The organism is Streptomyces umbrinus, from assembly GCF_030817415.1.
GTDB classification, from domain to species: Bacteria; Actinomycetota; Actinomycetes; order Streptomycetales; family Streptomycetaceae; genus Streptomyces; species Streptomyces umbrinus_A.
Genome location: NZ_JAUSZI010000002.1, coordinates 4,536,456 through 4,552,983 on the forward strand (window position 1 = coordinate 4,536,456; position 16,528 = coordinate 4,552,983).

The 16,528-nt window shown below is 69.3% G+C and carries 16 protein-coding genes; 10 read left to right on the forward strand and 6 right to left on the reverse strand.

What is annotated here, in order from left to right; translation table 11 throughout:
• Positions 1-163: 163 nt before the first annotated feature.
• Positions 164-1,105: a helix-turn-helix transcriptional regulator gene (locus QF035_RS19785; RefSeq protein WP_307521743.1), complete on the forward strand. Its 942-nt coding sequence runs from the start codon at positions 164-166 to the stop codon at positions 1,103-1,105.
• A 202-nt stretch (positions 1,106-1,307) separates the two neighbouring features.
• Here the strand turns inward: QF035_RS19785 and ychF are convergent, their stop codons facing one another.
• Positions 1,308-2,396, reverse strand: a complete 1,089-nt coding sequence (gene ychF / locus QF035_RS19790) for a redox-regulated ATPase YchF (RefSeq protein WP_307521744.1) — start codon at positions 2,394-2,396, stop codon at positions 1,308-1,310.
• Positions 2,397-2,690: 294 nt separating this feature from the next.
• Here ychF and QF035_RS19795 point away from each other — a divergent pair, with 294 nt between their 5' ends.
• The gene (locus tag QF035_RS19795; RefSeq protein WP_373466682.1) at positions 2,691-3,116 is read left to right on the forward strand and encodes a DUF6542 domain-containing protein; all 426 of its coding nucleotides are present in this window, start codon (positions 2,691-2,693) and stop codon (positions 3,114-3,116) included.
• Positions 3,117-3,165: 49 nt separating this feature from the next.
• Here the strand turns inward: QF035_RS19795 and ppgK are convergent, their stop codons facing one another.
• Together ppgK and QF035_RS19805 are read right to left on the reverse strand one after the other, a co-directional pair.
• The gene (gene ppgK, locus QF035_RS19800; protein ID WP_307521747.1) at positions 3,166-3,912 is read right to left on the reverse strand and encodes a polyphosphate--glucose phosphotransferase; all 747 of its coding nucleotides are present in this window, start codon (positions 3,910-3,912) and stop codon (positions 3,166-3,168) included.
• A gap of 29 nt (positions 3,913-3,941) precedes the next feature.
• Entirely contained in the window at positions 3,942-4,958 is a 1,017-nt protein-coding gene (locus QF035_RS19805; protein ID WP_307521748.1) for a 4-hydroxy-3-methylbut-2-enyl diphosphate reductase, read from the reverse strand.
• Between the two features lie 105 nt (positions 4,959-5,063).
• Here QF035_RS19805 and QF035_RS19810 point away from each other — a divergent pair, with 105 nt between their 5' ends.
• The 4 genes from QF035_RS19810 to QF035_RS19825 all read left to right on the forward strand — a co-directional run bounded on the left by QF035_RS19810 (position 5,064) and on the right by QF035_RS19825 (position 8,990).
• On the forward strand, positions 5,064-6,428 hold the full coding sequence (locus QF035_RS19810) for an APC family permease (RefSeq protein WP_307521749.1): 1,365 nt from the start codon (positions 5,064-5,066) through the stop codon (positions 6,426-6,428).
• A 221-nt stretch (positions 6,429-6,649) separates the two neighbouring features.
• The gene (xseA, locus tag QF035_RS19815) at positions 6,650-7,870 is read left to right on the forward strand and encodes an exodeoxyribonuclease VII large subunit (RefSeq protein ID WP_307521751.1); all 1,221 of its coding nucleotides are present in this window, start codon (positions 6,650-6,652) and stop codon (positions 7,868-7,870) included.
• Between the two features lie 9 nt (positions 7,871-7,879).
• The gene (locus QF035_RS19820) at positions 7,880-8,161 is read left to right on the forward strand and encodes an exodeoxyribonuclease VII small subunit (protein ID WP_307521752.1); all 282 of its coding nucleotides are present in this window, start codon (positions 7,880-7,882) and stop codon (positions 8,159-8,161) included.
• A 238-nt stretch (positions 8,162-8,399) separates the two neighbouring features.
• Complete coding sequence (locus QF035_RS19825) at positions 8,400-8,990, forward strand: malonic semialdehyde reductase (RefSeq protein WP_143636673.1); 591 nt, start codon at positions 8,400-8,402, stop codon at positions 8,988-8,990.
• A gap of 66 nt (positions 8,991-9,056) precedes the next feature.
• Here the strand turns inward: QF035_RS19825 and QF035_RS19830 are convergent, their stop codons facing one another.
• Positions 9,057-9,575, reverse strand: a complete 519-nt coding sequence (locus QF035_RS19830) for a DUF4245 domain-containing protein (protein WP_307521753.1) — start codon at positions 9,573-9,575, stop codon at positions 9,057-9,059.
• 125 nt (positions 9,576-9,700) lie between these two features.
• Here QF035_RS19830 and glpX point away from each other — a divergent pair, with 125 nt between their 5' ends.
• On the forward strand, positions 9,701-10,732 hold the full coding sequence (gene glpX, locus QF035_RS19835; RefSeq protein WP_055615017.1) for a class II fructose-bisphosphatase: 1,032 nt from the start codon (positions 9,701-9,703) through the stop codon (positions 10,730-10,732).
• 202 nt (positions 10,733-10,934) lie between these two features.
• On the opposite strand, the gene QF035_RS19840 is transcribed toward glpX, so the two are convergent.
• Complete coding sequence (locus QF035_RS19840; RefSeq protein ID WP_307521754.1) at positions 10,935-11,312, reverse strand: WhiB family transcriptional regulator; 378 nt, start codon at positions 11,310-11,312, stop codon at positions 10,935-10,937.
• Between the two features lie 163 nt (positions 11,313-11,475).
• Positions 11,476-12,177 carry a DUF1707 SHOCT-like domain-containing protein gene (locus QF035_RS19845; protein ID WP_307521755.1) on the reverse strand — a complete coding sequence of 234 codons (702 nt, stop codon included), beginning with the start codon at positions 12,175-12,177 and terminating at the stop codon, positions 11,476-11,478.
• A 156-nt stretch (positions 12,178-12,333) separates the two neighbouring features.
• Between QF035_RS19845 and QF035_RS19850 the strand changes: the two genes are divergently transcribed.
• The 3 genes from QF035_RS19850 (at position 12,334) to fomD (ending at position 16,451) form a co-directional block, all read left to right on the forward strand.
• Positions 12,334-14,025: a fumarate hydratase gene (locus QF035_RS19850; protein ID WP_307521756.1), complete on the forward strand. Its 1,692-nt coding sequence runs from the start codon at positions 12,334-12,336 to the stop codon at positions 14,023-14,025.
• Between the two features lie 274 nt (positions 14,026-14,299).
• Positions 14,300-15,685, forward strand: a complete 1,386-nt coding sequence (locus tag QF035_RS19855; RefSeq protein WP_307521757.1) for a class II fumarate hydratase — start codon at positions 14,300-14,302, stop codon at positions 15,683-15,685.
• Between the two features lie 73 nt (positions 15,686-15,758).
• On the forward strand, positions 15,759-16,451 hold the full coding sequence (gene fomD / locus QF035_RS19860; protein ID WP_307521758.1) for a cytidylyl-2-hydroxypropylphosphonate hydrolase: 693 nt from the start codon (positions 15,759-15,761) through the stop codon (positions 16,449-16,451).
• Positions 16,452-16,528 lie beyond the last annotated feature (77 nt).

The following is a 16,528-nucleotide window of genomic DNA, read 5'->3' on the forward strand; positions in this document are numbered from 1 at the left end:
GGAGACCGGCGGCACAAGCGCGCCGCCGTATCCGGGCCGTTCACACCGCCGTGGGCGGTGCACCGCCAACAGAACCGGGTGTCACGGGCGTGTGGGAGTCCCTGATGAGGGGGTCACTGCCAGGGACCCCCAACCCGGCGGAAGCGCTCGTAGAGTGAAGCGCATGGCAGGCAGAAACAACCCCAACGGCACCAACCGCGACATCCGTGACGATTTCCGCGCGGAGATCCGGGAATTCCTCGGCACACGACGGGCCAAGGTCACCCCCGAGCAGGCCGGACTGCCCGTCTACGGCGGGGAGCGCCGACGGGTCACCGGGCTGCGCCGCGAGGAGGTCGCCCTACTCGCAGGCATCTCCAGCGAGTACTACACCCGACTGGAGCGCGGCAACGCCACCGGCGTCTCCGAGAGCGTCATCGACGGCATCGCGCAAGCACTTCAGCTCGACGAAGCCGAACGAATCCACCTGCTCGACCTCCTGCGCGGCGCCGGCACGACGCGCCCGCCGCGCCGCCGACCCGTCCAACAGCGCGTGCGGCCCGCGGTGCAGCGCGTACTGGACTCGATGAGCGGCACACCAGCGTTCATCCTCAGCGGACGCGGGGACATCCTGGCCGCAAACCCTCTCGGGCGCGCCCTGTTCTCCCCGGTCTACGCCGACCCGGCGCGGCCACCCAACAACGCCCGGTTCGTCTTTCTCGACCCGCACGCGACCGAGTTCTTCCGCGACTGGGACCAAGTCGCAGGCGACACGGTCGCCATGCTGCGCGCCGAGGCCGGCCGCGATCTCTACGACCGGCGGCTGACGGACCTGATCGGGGAGCTGTCCACCCGCAGCGAGGAATTCCGCCGCCGCTGGGCCGCCCACAACGTCCGCATGCACACCACCGGCGTGAAGCTCCTCCACCACCCGGTCGTCGGCGACCTCGACCTGCCCTTCGAGACCTTCCCACTGGGCGCCGACCCCAGCCAGGTACTCCTCACCTACACCGCCGAGCCCGCCTCACCCACACAGGACGCTCTCAACCTGCTGGCCAGCTGGGCCGCGACCAACGACGACATCCAGCGGTCCGCGCCGGCCAACGGCTCCGAGCCGGCCGACTGACCGACCAGCCACACGTGACGATCTGCGGAAGTCGTCAGCGGCTCTGGCGTAGCGGCACGGTTCGCAGCCTTCCGCGCCGGCCTCGTTTTCGAGACCGACACTGGAAGACGGCAGCGAATGGTCGGCACCGGGATGAACCGACCCGGCGCCGACCACTTGTACTTTGGCGTTGAACTCCACCACATCAGCAACGTGGTGGAGTTCAGTTGTTGAAGCGGAACTCCACCACATCCCCGTCCTGCATCACATACTCCTTGCCCTCCATGCGGGCCTTGCCCTTGGCTCGGGCCTCGGCCACTGAGCCTGTTTCGACGAGGTCTTCGAAGGAGATGACCTCCGCCTTGATGAAGCCCTTCTGGAAGTCGGTGTGGATGACTCCGGCGGCCTCGGGGGCGGTGGCGCCCTTCTTGATGGTCCAGGCTCGGGATTCCTTGGGGCCGGCGGTGAGGTACGTCTGCAGGCCGAGGGTGTTGAAGCCGACGTGGGCGAGCGTGGCGAGGCCGGGCTCCTCCACTCCGACGGACTGGAGGAGTTCCAGGGCCTCCTCGTCGTCCAGTTCGGCGAGGTCCGCCTCCAGCTTGGCGTTGAGGAAGATCGCCTCGGCGGGGGCGACCAGTGCGCTCTGCTCGGCCTTGAAGGCGTCGTCGGTCAGCTCGTCCTCGTCGACGTTGAAGACGTAGAGGAACGGCTTGACGGTGAGCAGGTGCAGGTCGTGGAGGAGTGCCTCCTGCTCCGAGTCCTGCTTGATGCCCGCGGCGAAGAGGGTCTGGCCGCCGTCCAGGATCTCCTTGGCCGCCTCGACCGCCGCCACCTTCGCCACGACGTCCTTCTTGATCCGCGACTCCTTCTGGAGGCGCGGCAGGACCTTCTCGATGGTCTGCAGGTCGGCGAGGATCAGCTCGGTGTTGATCGTCTCGATGTCGTCCTTCGGCGAGACCTTGCCGTCCACGTGCACGACGTTCTCGTCCTTGAAGGCACGGATGACCTGGCAGATCGCGTCGGACTCACGGATGTTCGCGAGGAACTTGTTGCCGAGGCCCTCGCCCTCGCTCGCGCCGCGCACGATGCCCGCGATATCCACGAAGTCGACCGTGGCCGGGAGGATCTTCTGGGAGCTGAAGATCTCCGCCAGCTTGGTCAGCCTGGCGTCGGGGACGCCGACCACGCCGACGTTCGGCTCGATCGTGGCGAACGGGTAGTTGGCCGCCAGCACGTCGTTCTTGGTCAGGGCGTTGAACAGGGTCGACTTGCCGACATTCGGCAGACCGACGATTCCGATCGTGAGCGACACGTTGCGACTTCCCGTACGTAAGGGTGGAGGACGATCCAGACGATCCACCAGTCTACGGCGTTCCGCGCCCCGTACCGGCGACGTATCGAACGCTTGGCCAAGGTCATTCAAAGCGCGTGTCTCGGGTGCCATTCCGCACATAACCCGACCTAAGTTGGACCTGTGGAGCAACACAGAACTCGTCCCCCTCAGTCACCGCCGCTGCGCGGCGCGCCCCTTCCCCCGCAGGCCGGACGGGGTGGAGCCCGCACGACCCGACAGGCCGGGGCCGGTGTCCCGCGGACCGCGCCGGCCGTGTCACCGCTCGTGCAGGCCGTCCGCCGGTTCCCCAACCCCCGGCTCACCGGGCTGGGCAGCGGACTGTTCTGTGCCGCGTCGATGTTCGCGCTGGCCTGTCTCGACGCACTGCTGTTCGGGTCCTCGCTCGTCGTCTACGGGGTGCTGTTCCTGCCCGTGTGCGCGTTGACGGCGGTGTGGGTGCGGCGGGCCGACCTCGTCACTGCGGTCGTCGCCGTGCCGATCGCCTTCGCCGTCGGACTCCTGCCGATCGCCGACAGCAGTGGGGGATTCTTCGGGCGGGTGATGGGGCTGGTCACCGCTCTCGCGCTGCACGCGGGATGGCTGTACGGGGGCACGCTGGTCGCCGGGCTCATCGTCACCGTGCGCAAGGTGCGGATGATGAGCCGTCGTGCGGCGCAGCGGCGCCGGACAGCCGCCTGAGGTTCCGTCCCCCTGGGCGGTCGGCGCCCGGCGTCGCCGACGGTGGTCGCTAGCTCGCCTTCGCCGCCCTCATCGCCGCGCCCACGATCCCCGCGTTGTTCTGCAGCTGGGCCGGGACGATCTCCGCCTTGATGTCCTCGATCAGGGGCAGGAACTTCTGGGACTTGCGGCTGACGCCGCCGCCGATGATGAACAGCTCGGGCGAGAAGAGCATCTCCACATGGGCGAGGTACTTCTGGACGCGCCGGGCCCAGTGCTCCCACGTGAGGTCGTGGTCCTCCTTGGCCTTGGTCGACGCGTGCTTCTCCGCGTCGTGGCCGTTCAGCTCCAGGTGGCCCAGCTCCGTGTTCGGCACCAGGACGCCGTCCACGAAGACGGCGCTGCCGATCCCCGTACCGAACGTCAGGAGGATGACCGTGCCCTGGCGGTCGCGGCCCGCGCCGAACTGCATCTCTGCGACGCCCGCCGCGTCCGCGTCGTTCAGCACCGTCACCGGCAGTCCGCCCAGCCGGTCGCCGAGCAGGGCGCGGGCGTCCGTGTCGATCCAGTCCTTGTCCACGTTGGCGGCCGTACGGATGGTGGCGCCGCCGGTGACCACACCCGGGAAGGTGATCCCGACCGGGCCCGTCCAGCCGAAGTGGCCGACGACCTCCTTCACGCCGTCCGCCACCGCGTCGGGCGTCGCGGGGTGCGGCGTGAGCACCTTGTAGCGCTCCTCCGCCAGGTCCCCGCGGTCCAGGTCCACGGGCGCACCCTTGATCCCTGAGCCGCCGATGTCCACACCGAAGATCTGCATGGCTCTACGTTACGTCGTACGACGGACAGTCACTCCGCCGAGGGGGTGCTACCGGTGCGGTCCGCCACCAGGGCCGCCGCCTCCGCGCGCAGGTCACGGCGCAGTTCCTTGGGGAGCGAGAACGTGATGGACTCCTCGGCCGTCTTCACCGTCTCCACGTCCCCGTAGCCACGCTCGGCCAGCCACTCCAGCACGCCGTCCACCAGTACGTCCGGGACCGAGGCACCGGAGGTCAGACCGACCGTGGTGACGCCCTCCAGCCAGGCCTCGTCGATCTCGGCGGCGAAGTCCACCAGGTGTGCGGCGGAGGCGCCCGCGTCCAGGGCGACCTCGACCATCCGGATCGAGTTCGAGGAGTTCTTCGAGCCCACCACGATCACCAGCTGAGCGTCCTCGGCGAGCTTCTTCACCGCGATCTGGCGGTTCTGCGTGGCGTAGCAGATGTCGTCACTGGGCGGGGAGATGAGCTGCGGGAACTTGTCCTTGAGCGCGTCGACCGTCTCCATGGTCTCGTCGACCGACAGCGTGGTCTGGGAGAGCCAGACCACCTTGGAGGGGTCGCGCACCTCGACCTCGGCCACGTCCTCGGGGCCGTCGACCAGCGTGATGTGCTCGGGCGCCTCGCCGGACGTGCCGATGACCTCCTCGTGGCCCTCGTGCCCGATCAGGAGGATGTCGTAGTCCTCCTTGGCGAAGCGGACGGCTTCCTTGTGGACCTTGGTGACCAGCGGGCAGGTCGCGTCGATGGTGGCGAGCTTGCCCGCCGCGGCCTCGTCGTGGACGACCGGGGCGACGCCGTGCGCCGAGAACATGACGATGGACCCCTCGGGGACCTCCGCCGTCTGCTCGACGAAGATCGCACCCTTCTTCTCCAGGGTCCGCACGACGTACTTGTTGTGGACGATTTCGTGGCGGACATAGATCGGGGCCCCGTACTGCTCCAGGGCCTTCTCGACGGCGATCACGGCACGGTCGACTCCCGCGCAGTAGCCACGAGGGGCGGCGAGGAGGACACGGCGGCCAGTCGAAGCAGTCATGCATCCCATCGTAAGGCCGCGCCCGGCGCGTCAAAGATCGCCGCCTTGGGGAGACTGGTCGGGAGCTGTGGAGCTGGGAGGGGTGGGGCAAGGCGCGACTCTCGGGAGGTACGGATGTCCGGCACGGAGACCTCGGCCCGCACGGCCGACGACGAGCAGGGTCTACGGCGGAATCTAGGCTTCCGCGATCTGGTCGTCTACGGGCTGCTGTTCATCGCCCCCATGGCGCCGGTCGGCATCTTCGGGACCCTCGACGCCAAGTCGCACGGGGCGGTCGCGCTGGTCTACGTCGTCGCCACGGTCGCGATGGCGTTCACCGCTTTCAGCTACGCCCAGATGGTGCGCGTGGTCCCCCAGGCGGGTTCGGTGTTCGCCTACGCGCGCGCGGCGCTCGGAAAAGAGGCGGGGTTCATCGCCGGCTGGATGGCGATGCTGGACTACCTCCTCATCCCGGCGGTGGCGTACCTCTTCTCCGGGATCGCGATGAACTCCCTGGTCCCGGAGGTCTCGCGGTGGGTGTGGACGGCGCTCGCCGTCGTCGTCACGACACTGCTCAACCTGTGGGGCGTACGGGCCGCCGCGCGTGTCGGTTTCCTGGTGCTCGCGATGGAGATCGTGGTCCTCCTTGTCTTCGTCGTGTCGGCGGTCGTCGTCCTCGCGCGCGACGGGGCCGAGCGGGGGTGGCTGTCGCCGCTGTCGGGTGACGGCTCCCAGGGGGCGTTCGCGTTGTCCGCCGTCGTCGGGGCCGTCTCGATCGCCGTGCTCTCCTATCTCGGCTTCGACGCGATCGCCTCCTTCGCCGAGGAGGTGACGGGGAGTTCGGAGAAGGTGGCCAGGGCGGTGCTGTTCTGCCTCGCCCTCGCCGGTGTGCTGTTCATCGCTCAGACGTATCTCATCGCCCTGCTCGAACCGCTGTCGTCCGCGCAGCTCGCCGCCGATCCGGGCAAGCAGGGGTCGGCGTTCTACGACGCCGTGGACGCCTCCGTCGGGACGTGGCTGCACGATCTGGTGGCGGTGAGCAAGGCCATCGGGGCGGCCTTCGCGGCGCTGGCCGGGCAGGCGGCGGCCGGGCGGCTGCTGTTCGCCATGTCCCGGGACCGGCGGCTGCCGCGGGTTCTGTCCCGGACGGACTCCGGGGTGCCGCGGGTGGCTCTGCTCTGCGCGGCCGTCATCACGATGGTGGCCGCGGTGTGGGCCGCTCGGCGTGATGACGGGATGGACCATCTGGTGTCGGTGGTCGACATCGGGGCGTTGACCGCGTTCACGCTGCTGCACGCGAGCGTGGTGGGCTGGTTCGCCGTGCGGCGGCGGGGTGGGGCGGTGGTGTGGTGGCGGCATGTGCTGATGCCTGTTGTGGGGGCGGCGATCACTGTGGCCGTGATCTTCGAGGCGTCGGGGGCGGCGCAGGTGGTGGGGGCGGTGTGGCTGGTTGTCGGGGTGGGGGTGTTGGTGGCGCAGCGGGGGTCTGCGGCGGGCTGACCGGGGGTTTTCTCGCCCCCGCCGCCCCTACCCGCCCCGTCCCTGGGGGCTGCGCCCCCTGACCCCCCTTGGGGAGACTCGGTGCGTGGGAGTGTGCGGGTTCGTGGGGGCTGGTCGCGCAGTTCCCCGCGCCCCTAAAGGCATGCTGGCGCCCCGGCTTGCCTTTTTAGGGGCGCGGGGGACTGGGCGGCACTGTCACAGCCTGCGGCTACGCTCGCCGCATGGCTCTCAACACGTCCTCGGACGCCCCCATCCCCGTCGGTGAGGTGTCGCGGCTCATCGGGGGGTGGATCGACCGGCTCGGGGCGGTGTGGGTGGAGGGGCAGATCACTCAGCTGTCGCGGCGGCCGGGCGCGGGTGTCGTGTTTCTGACGCTGCGCGATCCCTCGCACGACATCTCGGTGAGCGTGACCTGCTACCGCCAGGTGTTCGACGCGGTCGCCGACGTGGTGAGCGAGGGCGCCCGTGTCGTCGTACTCGCGAAGCCCGAGTGGTACGCGCCTCGTGGGCAGCTGTCGTTGCGGGCCAGCGAGATAAAGCCGGTGGGCGTGGGCGAACTGCTTGCCCGGCTTGAGCAGTTGAAGAAGTCCCTGGCACGTGAGGGGCTGTTCGCGGCCGAGCGCAAGAAGCCGCTGCCCTTCCTGCCCCAGCTCATCGGGCTCGTCTGCGGCCGTGCCTCCGCCGCCGAGCGGGACGTGCTGGAGAACGCGCGCCACCGCTGGCCCGCCGTCCGCTTCGAGGTGCGCAACGTCGCCGTGCAGGGCGTCCACGCGGTCCCCCAGGTCGTCCAGGCCGTGAAGGAGCTGGACGGGCTCGACGACGTGGACGTGATCATCGTGGCGCGCGGTGGCGGCAGCGTGGAGGACCTGCTCCCGTTCTCGGACGAGCAGCTCGTACGGGCGGTCGCGTCCTGCCGTACACCGGTCGTGTCGGCCATCGGGCACGAACCCGACAACCCGCTGCTCGACCACGTGGCCGACCTGCGCGCCTCCACCCCCACCGACGCGGCGAAGAAGGTCGTCCCGGACGTCGGTGAGGAGTACGAGCGCGTCCAGTTCCTGCGGGACCGCGCCCGCCGCAGCGTCCAGTCCCTGATCGACCGGGAGGAGAGAGGCCTCGCCCACGCGCTGGCCCGTCCCTCGATAGAGGATCCGCACCGGATGGTCGACGAGCGTGCGGACCATGTCGCCTCGCTGCTGGACCGCGGCCGCCGCACGCTCGGGCACCTCCTCGACCGCGCCGACTCGGAGCTGACGCACACGCACGCGCGCGTGGTGGCCCTCTCCCCCGCCGCGACCCTCAAGCGGGGGTACGCGGTGCTGCAGAAGTCCGACGGTCACGCGGTCCGGTCCCCGGACGAGGTGACGGGGGACGAGTCCCTGCGGGCGCGGGTCGCCGAGGGCGAGTTCACGGTACGAGTCGATGTCCGAGACAGACCCTAGGGTGGGCGCATGACCAGCAGGACGGACGAGGCGCTCGGGTACGAGCAGGCACGGGACGAGCTCATCGAGGTCGTACGACGCCTGGAGGCGGGCGGTACGACACTTGAGGAGTCGCTCGCCCTGTGGGAGCGGGGCGAGGAGTTGGCCAAGGTGTGCCGGCGGTGGCTGGACGGCGCCCGCGCCCGCCTCGACGCGGCTCTGGCGGGGGCGGAAGCGGGAGAGGAAGCCGAGGAGGCGTCTGGCGACTCCGGCTCCGGCTCCGGCTCCGGCTCCGGCTCCGGCTCCGAGTAGCTCAGGGGCCTGTGCCTGACGGCCGTCACGCACGACTGTCACGACCGTCAGGCACGGGCAACCCCTCCCAAAAACACCCTCCGTGCTCACGTTCACACCCGCTTCACCGACCCCCACGGCCTGTGAATCGGATCACCATGCTCCAGTTTTAGTTGAATCCTAAACTTCATCGACGTACCTTCGGAAGTGCAAGGCGATCCCCCACAGGGTTCGACGCACTCCCCGAAAAGGTTGATTCATGTCCCTCGTCCTTGACCCCACCGCCCAGGACCTGCTCTTCCGCGAGGCCCGCACCGCGAACGCCTTCACCGACGAGCCCGTCTCCGAGGAGCAGGTGCAGGCGATCTACGACCTGGTCAAGTTCGGCCCGACCGCCTTCAACCAGTCCCCGCTGCGCATCACCCTGGTCCGCTCCGCCGAGGCCCGCGAGCGCCTCGTGCAGCACATGGCCGAGGGCAACCAGCCGAAGACGGCCACCGCCCCGCTCGTCGCGATCCTCTCCGCGGACAACGAGTTCCACGAGGAACTCCCGCACCTGTTCCCGCACTTCCCGCAGGCCAAGGACGTCTTCTTCGCCGAGCGCCCGGCCCGTGAGGGTGCCGCCTCTCTCAACGCCGCGCTGCAGGCCGCGTACTTCATCATCGGCGTCCGCGCCGCCGGTCTGGCCGCCGGTCCGATGACGGGCTTCGACTTCGCGGGCGTCCAGAAGGAGTTCCTCGACGGCGACCACACCCCGCTGATGGTGGTCAACATCGGCCGGCCCGCCGAGGACGCCTGGTTCCCTCGCTCCCCGCGCCTGGAGGCCGACCAGGTCATCACGACGGTCTGACCTCTCCGTACGCATGACGACGGCCCCCGGCACGAACGCCGGGGGCCGTCGTCATGCGTACGGGACCTACTCCGTCTTCAGGGCTTGGGCCATCTTCGTCAGCTGCGCGAAGGACGCCGTGCCGGTCACGACCGTCGTCGAGCCCTTCTCCCGGAGGACGAGGGCGTCGTACTTCGCGCCCTCGTACCGCTCCCAGGAGCGCTCGCCGATGCGCTGCGTCGTGTTCGTCTCCTCGGCACCCTGGCTCGCGTCGTCGATGAACGTGACGGGCTTCTGAGTCGACTGCTCGATCGCCACGTACTCACCGTCGGGGTCGTGGAAGCCGAGGTGCCACGCGTCGAAGTCGGCGCCCTGGAACCGCACCGACGTGGCCTTCCACTCCTTGGCCAGGCCCTCGGGCGCCGCCACCGGATAGGCGGCCGCGCGGCGGGCCGTCAGGAGCTCCACGCGGTAGTCGACCCGCTTGAGAGGGGGCTCCGAGTCGTCATTGGGAATGAAGACGTAGATGAAGCCCGCGACTATGCCGATCAGGCCCAGGGACAACACCATGTCCCGGACCGACTGCTTGCCTTTCATACCTGCCACGTCCCCATCGTCGCAGGTGTACTGGTCTGCTCATCCGTGGGCCCCCCTGCTCATTTTGTCGGACTGAGGATAGAGTCGGGCCGAACCCTCATCCGGCCGTCGTCGTATCAGAAAGGTGCGCTCCGATGACCGAGCATCACTTGCCGTCCGAACTCGAGGTCCCGTCCGAGGCCCCCGACCGAAACCTCGCCCTTGAGCTCGTCCGGGTCACCGAAGCCGCCGCCATGGCCGCGGGCCGCTGGGTCGGCCGCGGCGACAAGAACGGCGCCGACGGAGCGGCCGTACGGGCCATGCGGACCCTCGTCTCCACCGTCTCGATGAACGGCGTCGTCGTCATCGGGGAGGGCGAGAAGGACGAGGCCCCGATGCTCTTCAACGGGGAGCGCGTCGGAGACGGGACGGGCCCCGAGTGCGACATCGCCGTCGACCCGATCGACGGCACCACGCTCACCGCGAAGGGCATGACGAACGCGATCGCGGTGCTGGCCGCCGCCGACCGCGGCACCATGTTCGACCCGTCCGCGGTCTTCTACATGGACAAGCTGGTCACCGGCCCCGAGGCCGCCGACTTCGTCGACATCAACGCGCCCGTGTCCGTGAACATCCGCCGGGTCGCCAAGGCCAAGCGCGTCACGCCCGAGGACGTCACGGTCGTCATCCTCGACCGGCCGCGCCACGACGGCATCATCAAGGAGATCCGGGAGACCGGCGCCCGCATCAAGCTCATCTCCGACGGCGATGTCGCGGGCTCGATCCTGGCGCTGCGCGAGGGCACCGGTATCGACCTGCTGCTCGGCATCGGCGGTACGCCCGAGGGCATCATCTCCGCCTGTGCGGTGAAGTGCCTGGGCGGCACGATCCAGGGCAAGTTGTGGCCCAAGGACGACGAGGAGCGCGCCCGGGCCGTCGACGCGGGCCACGACCTCGACCGGGTCCTGTTCACCGACGACCTGGTCTCCGGCGAGAACGTCTTCTTCGTCGCGACCGGGATCACCGACGGTGAGCTGCTGCGGGGGGTTCGGTATCGGCCCGAGACCGCGACGACCGACTCGATCGTGATGCGGTCGAAGTCGGGGACGGTGCGGCAGATCAACTCGGAGCACCGGTTGGCGAAGCTGCGGGCTTATAGCGCGATCGACTTCGATCGCGCCAAGTAGGTTCGCCGGCTGCGCCGTTCACTGCGGGCCGTCGGTAGCGCGGGTTCGTCTGGGCTGGTCGCGCCCCGCGGCGGAGCCGAAAAATGTCACAGCCCCGCGCCCCTGAAGGGGCGCAACCTGGCCGGCGCTGTACGGCAACGGCTGATTCTTGTACGGTGATGGGGCGCCCCTTGTGCGGAGGGGCGCCCCATCGCCGTACGAGTCAGCCGGCGGCGGCTATCGGGCCTGTGGCGCGGGCCGCCTTCTGCAGTTCGAGGTCGCGGCGGCGGCGCCGGGCCAGGACCACTCGGCGCTCGGCAGCGGTGAGGCCGCCCCATACTCCGTACGGCTCGGGTTGCAGCAGTGCGTGTTCGCGGCATTCGACCATCACCGGACAGCGTGCGCAGACCCGCTTTGCCGCCTCCTCCCGGGACAGCCGGGCCGCGGTGGGTTCTTTCGAGGGCGCGAAGAACAGCCCGGCCTCGTCCCGGCGGCACACGGCCTCCGTGTGCCAAGGGGCGTCCTGGTCCCTGTCGCGCACCGGCACCGGCTGGGGCGGAACGGCAGCGACCTGCAGGGACTGATGCGGCGGATGCAGCACGGTCTACTCCTGACGACGGCTTCGCGAGCGAGAGACGATGCAGCAAGGCCTACCCGCTGTACGCGCGCCTATGCACTCAGTTCCGAAGCGCGGGAGATCCCGACCGGCACTGGACCGTCACTACTGGACCAATACCCTCCGCTGGCCGCGAAATTCGCGACCGTCAATGCCCGAGGTGTTTGCGCAACTTGGCGTTCACCCGGTCCCCGACCCGGTCGAGGATGTCCTCGATCAGCTTGCCCCGCTTGGGTTTTGCCTCGATATTTCCCAGTACGGCCAGTCCGTCCACGTACACCACGGGTGCGTCGTGGTCCGCCGAATCGAGCGTGTCCACCTCGAAGTTGCCGAGGACCCCGCCGCCGTTGCCGCGCAACGACACGTTCTCCGGGACGCGGATCTCGACGTTGCCGAAGACCGCTATCGCCTTGATCACGACCTGCTGGTGCTCGAAGACCGCCTCGCTGAGGTCTATCTCCACGCTGCCGAAGATCGCGTACGCGTGCGTGCGGCGGCCGATGCGCCAGCGGCCCTTGCGGACCGCGGCGCTGAACACCGCCACCACGTTCTCCTCGGCGACCGGGGGGACCGTGCCCGGGGTGGGGCGGTTCGGCGCCGGGGCGAACGTCGCCGCCGAGTGGGACCGATGGGCCACCGGCAGGTCCGCCACGAGTGGTTCCAGCTCGCCGACGGTCTTCGCGCGGAAGACGTCCTCGACCCGCTCGGAGTGCTCCTCCGCGGTGAGGCGGCCCTCGGCGAGGGCCTCGCGCAGGATGTCCGCCGTCCGGTCGCGGTCGGCGTCGGACGCCCGGAGGTCGGTCTGCTTCCGAAGGTCGGGTGCGGGTGCGGTGCGCTTCTCTAGGTCCACGACAGCAGCGTACCCAAACGCGATAGATCGCGACTAGAGGGTGTGGACGGCGAACTGAGCCTTACCTCACAAGCTCGGTGTCGGTAGCAGGTTCTACGCTGGTGTGCGCCCGCCAACGGAGGCCGGCCGCTGTCTGTCGATGAAGGATTTGGCGAGATGCCGCATAATTCCCCCCCGCCCAGCCCGGCGTTCGCGTACACCGATCTGCTCCCCCAGGGAGAGGACACCACCCCCTACCGGCTGGTGACCTCCGAGGGTGTCTCCACCTTCGAGGCCGACGGGCGCACGTTCCTCAAGGTGGAGCCGGAGGCTCTGCGCACGCTCGCCGCCGAGGCCATCCACGACATCCAGCACTATCTGCGGCCGGCGCACCTCGCCCAGCTGCGGCGCATCATCGACGACCCCGAGGCGTCGGGCAACGACAAGTTCGTCGCGCTGGACCTCCTGAAGAACGCGAACATCGCCGCCGCGGGCGTCCTGCCCATGTGCCAGGACACCGGCACGGCGATCGTCATGGGCAAACGCGGGCAGAACGTGCTCACCGAGGGCGGCGACGAGGCCGCGCTGAGCCGCGGAATCTACGACGCCTACCTGAACCTCAACCTGCGCTACTCGCAGATGGCCCCTCTCACCATGTGGGACGAGAAGAACACCGGGTCGAACCTGCCCGCCCAGATCGAGCTGTACGCGACGGACGGCGGCGCCTACAAGTTCCTCTTCATGGCCAAGGGCGGCGGCTCGGCCAACAAGTCGTTCCTCTACCAGGAGACGAAGGCCGTTCTGAACGAGTCCTCCATGATGAAGTTCCTGGAGGAGAAGATCCGCTCCCTGGGTACCGCGGCCTGCCCGCCCTACCACCTGGCGATCGTCGTCGGCGGTACGAGCGCCGAGTACGCCCTGAAGACCGCGAAGTACGCCTCCGCGCACTACCTGGACGAGATCCCGGCCGAGGGCTCCGAACTCGGACACGGCTTCCGGGACAAGGAGCTGGAGGAGAAGGTCTTCGAGCTGACGCAGCGGATCGGGATCGGGGCGCAGTTCGGCGGCAAGTACTTCTGTCACGACGTGCGTGTGGTGCGGCTGCCGCGGCACGGGGCGTCCTGTCCGGTCGCCATCGCCGTGTCCTGCTCCGCGGACCGGCAGGCCGTCGCGAAGATCACCGCCGAGGGCGTCTTCCTTGAGCAGTTGGAGACCGACCCGGCGCGGTTCCTGCCGGAGACCACGGGCGAGCACCTCGACGAGGCGTCGGACGTCGTCAAGATCGACCTGAACCAGCCCATGGACGACATCCTCGCCGAGCTCACCAAGTTCCCGGTGAAGACCCGGCTGTCCCTCTCCGGGCCGCTCGTCGTGGCGCGGGACATCGCGCACGCCAAGATCAAGGAGCGGTTGGACGCGGGCGAGGAGATGCCGCAGTACCTGAAGGACCACCCCGTGTACTACGCGGGGCCGGCCAAGACGCCCGAGGGGTACGCGTCCGGGTCGTTCGGGCCCACCACGGCCGGGCGGATGGACTCGTACGTGGAGCAGTTCCAGGCGGCGGGTGGGTCCAAGGTGATGCTCGCCAAGGGGAACCGGTCCGTGCAGGTCACCAACGCCTGTGACGCGCACGGTGGTTTCTACCTCGGCTCCATCGGGGGCCCCGCCGCGCGGCTTGCGCAGGACTGCATCAAGAAGGTCGAGGTCGTCGAGTACGAGGAGCTCGGGATGGAGGCCGTGTGGAAGATCGAGGTGGAGGACTTCCCGGCGTTCATCGTCGTCGATGACAAGGGCAACGACTTCTTCAAGGACCCGGCGCCGGCGCCTACGTTCACGTCCATTCCTGTGCGGGGGCCTGGGCTGGGTTAGCCGTGGCCGCGGCGGGGTTTCCTCGCCCCCGCCGCCCCTACCCTCCCCCACTCTCGGCTTCGCTCGAGCGGGGGGACCCCCACCGTCCCTGACTCAGGGGCTCCGCCCCCGAACCCCCAAAAGACTGCGCAGTTCCCCGCGCCCCTAAAAGGGGCGCGGGGAACTGCGCGATCAGCCACACCTGGGCCCGCACCCGACAACGCACCCCACGGGGTCTGGGGCGGAGCCCCAGGGGACGGGAATGGGTAGGGGCGGCGGGGGCGCTGTACGTCTCATGAGCGACTACCGGATCGAACACGACTCCATGGGTGAGGTCCGCGTCCCCGCGGACGCGAAATGGCGGGCGCAGACCCAGCGTGCCGTCGAGAACTTCCCCATCTCCGGGCAGCGGATCGAGCGGGCGCACATCGAGGCCCTCGCCAGGATCAAGGCGGCCGCGGCCAAGGTGAACGCCGGGCTCGGGGTGCTCGACAAGGACGTGTCGGAGGCCATCCAGGAAGCTGCCGCGGAGGTCGTGGACGGGAAGTGGGACGACCACTTCCCCGTGGACGTTTTTCAGACAGGCTCCGGGACCTCGTCCAACATGAACACGAACGAGGTCATCGCCACGCTGGCGACGGAACGGCTCGGCAGGGACGTACATCCGAACGACCATGTGAACGCCTCGCAGTCCAGCAACGACGTCTTCCCCTCGTCCATCCACATCGCCGCGACCGCCGCCGTCACCCGCGATCTCGTCCCCGCCCTGGAGCACCTCGCGGACGCGCTCACCCGCAAGTCCGAGGAGTTCGCCGACGTCGTGAAGTCCGGGCGTACGCATCTGATGGACGCGACGCCCGTGACGCTCGGGCAGGAGTTCGGCGGGTATGCCGCCCAGGTGCGGTACGGGGTCGAGCGGCTTCAGGCCTCCCTGCCGCGGCTCGCCGAGCTGCCGCTCGGGGGGACCGCGGTGGGGACCGGGATCAATACCCCGCCCGGGTTCTCCGCCGCCGTGATCGCCGAGGTCGCGCGGAGCACCGGGCTGCCGCTCACCGAGGCGCGCGACCACTTCGAGGCGCAGGGGGCGCGCGACGGGATCGTCGAGACCAGTGGGCAGCTGCGGACCATCGCAGTGGGGCTCACGAAGATCTCGAATGACCTTCGGTGGATGGCCTCCGGGCCCCGGACCGGTCTGGCCGAGATCAGTCTTCCCGACCTCCAGCCCGGGTCGTCGATCATGCCGGGCAAGGTCAATCCGGTCATTCCCGAGGCCGTACTGATGGTCGCCGCGCAGGTGACCGGCAACGACGCGACGATCGCCACTGCCGGAGCCTCCGGAAACTTCGAGCTCAACGTGATGCTGCCGGTAATCGCCAGGAACGTACTGGAGTCGATCCGGCTCCTCGCGAACGTCTCCCGGCTGCTCGCCGACCGGACCGTCGACGGGATCACCGCCGACCGCGAGCGGGCCCGCGAGTACGCCGAGTCGTCGCCGTCCGTCGTGACGCCGCTGAACAAGTACATCGGCTACGAGGAGGCCGCGAAGGTCGCCAAGAAGGCCCTCGCCGAGCGGAGGACCATCCGTGAGGTCGTCCTGGAGTCGGGGTACGTCGAGCGGGGAGATCTCACCCGGGAACAGCTCGACGAGGCCCTGGATGTCCTGCGGATGACGCGCCCGTAACGTCATTCGGCCCGGCGCGCGAACCGTGACGCGCGCCGCAGCGTCGTATGCCATGGGCACCTAATATCTGTTCATGGCAGAGGGTGAAGCGGTGACACACGTGGAAGCGGGCGGGTCGGCGGCGTACTGGAACCCCGGGAGTCGGATCCTGTGGCGTTACCGGGAGAACGCCGGCGAACGCTTCCACATCGTGCGCCCCGTGACCGTCGTGCGGGACGACGAGGAGCTGCTCGCCGTGTGGCTGGCCCCCGGGACGGAGTGCGTGAAGCCCGTCCTCGCCGACGGGACGCCCGTGCACGTGGAGCCGCTGGAGTCCCGTTACACCAAGCCCAGGACCGTGCAGCGCGGCCACTGGTTCGGCACCGGCGTGCTGAAGCTGGCGCGGCCCGGTGAGCCGTGGTCGGTGTGGCTGTTCTGGGAGCCGGGCTGGCAGTTCAAGAACTGGTACGTCAACTTGGAGGAACCGCTGGCCAGATGGGCCGGCGGGGTGGACTCCGAGGACCACTTCCTCGACATCTCGGTGAACCCGGACCGGACTTGGGACTGGCGCGACGAGGACGAGTTCGCGCAGGCCCAGCGGGACGGCCTGATGGACGCCCGACTGGCCGCGCGGGTGCGGGAGGCCGGCCGGGCCGCGGTGGAGGTGATCCGCGCCTGGGGCCCGCCGTTGTCGGACGGCTGGCAGCACTGGCGCCCGGATCCGTCCTGGTCCGTACCGTCACTGCCGGACGACTGGGATCGTACGCCCGCGCACGTGTCCACATGAGACCCTTGATGTGCCCCCGTGGTAGAACCGTAGGATCGTCCTCCGCAACGAACAGTCACGGTCGGTGCGCAGCACCG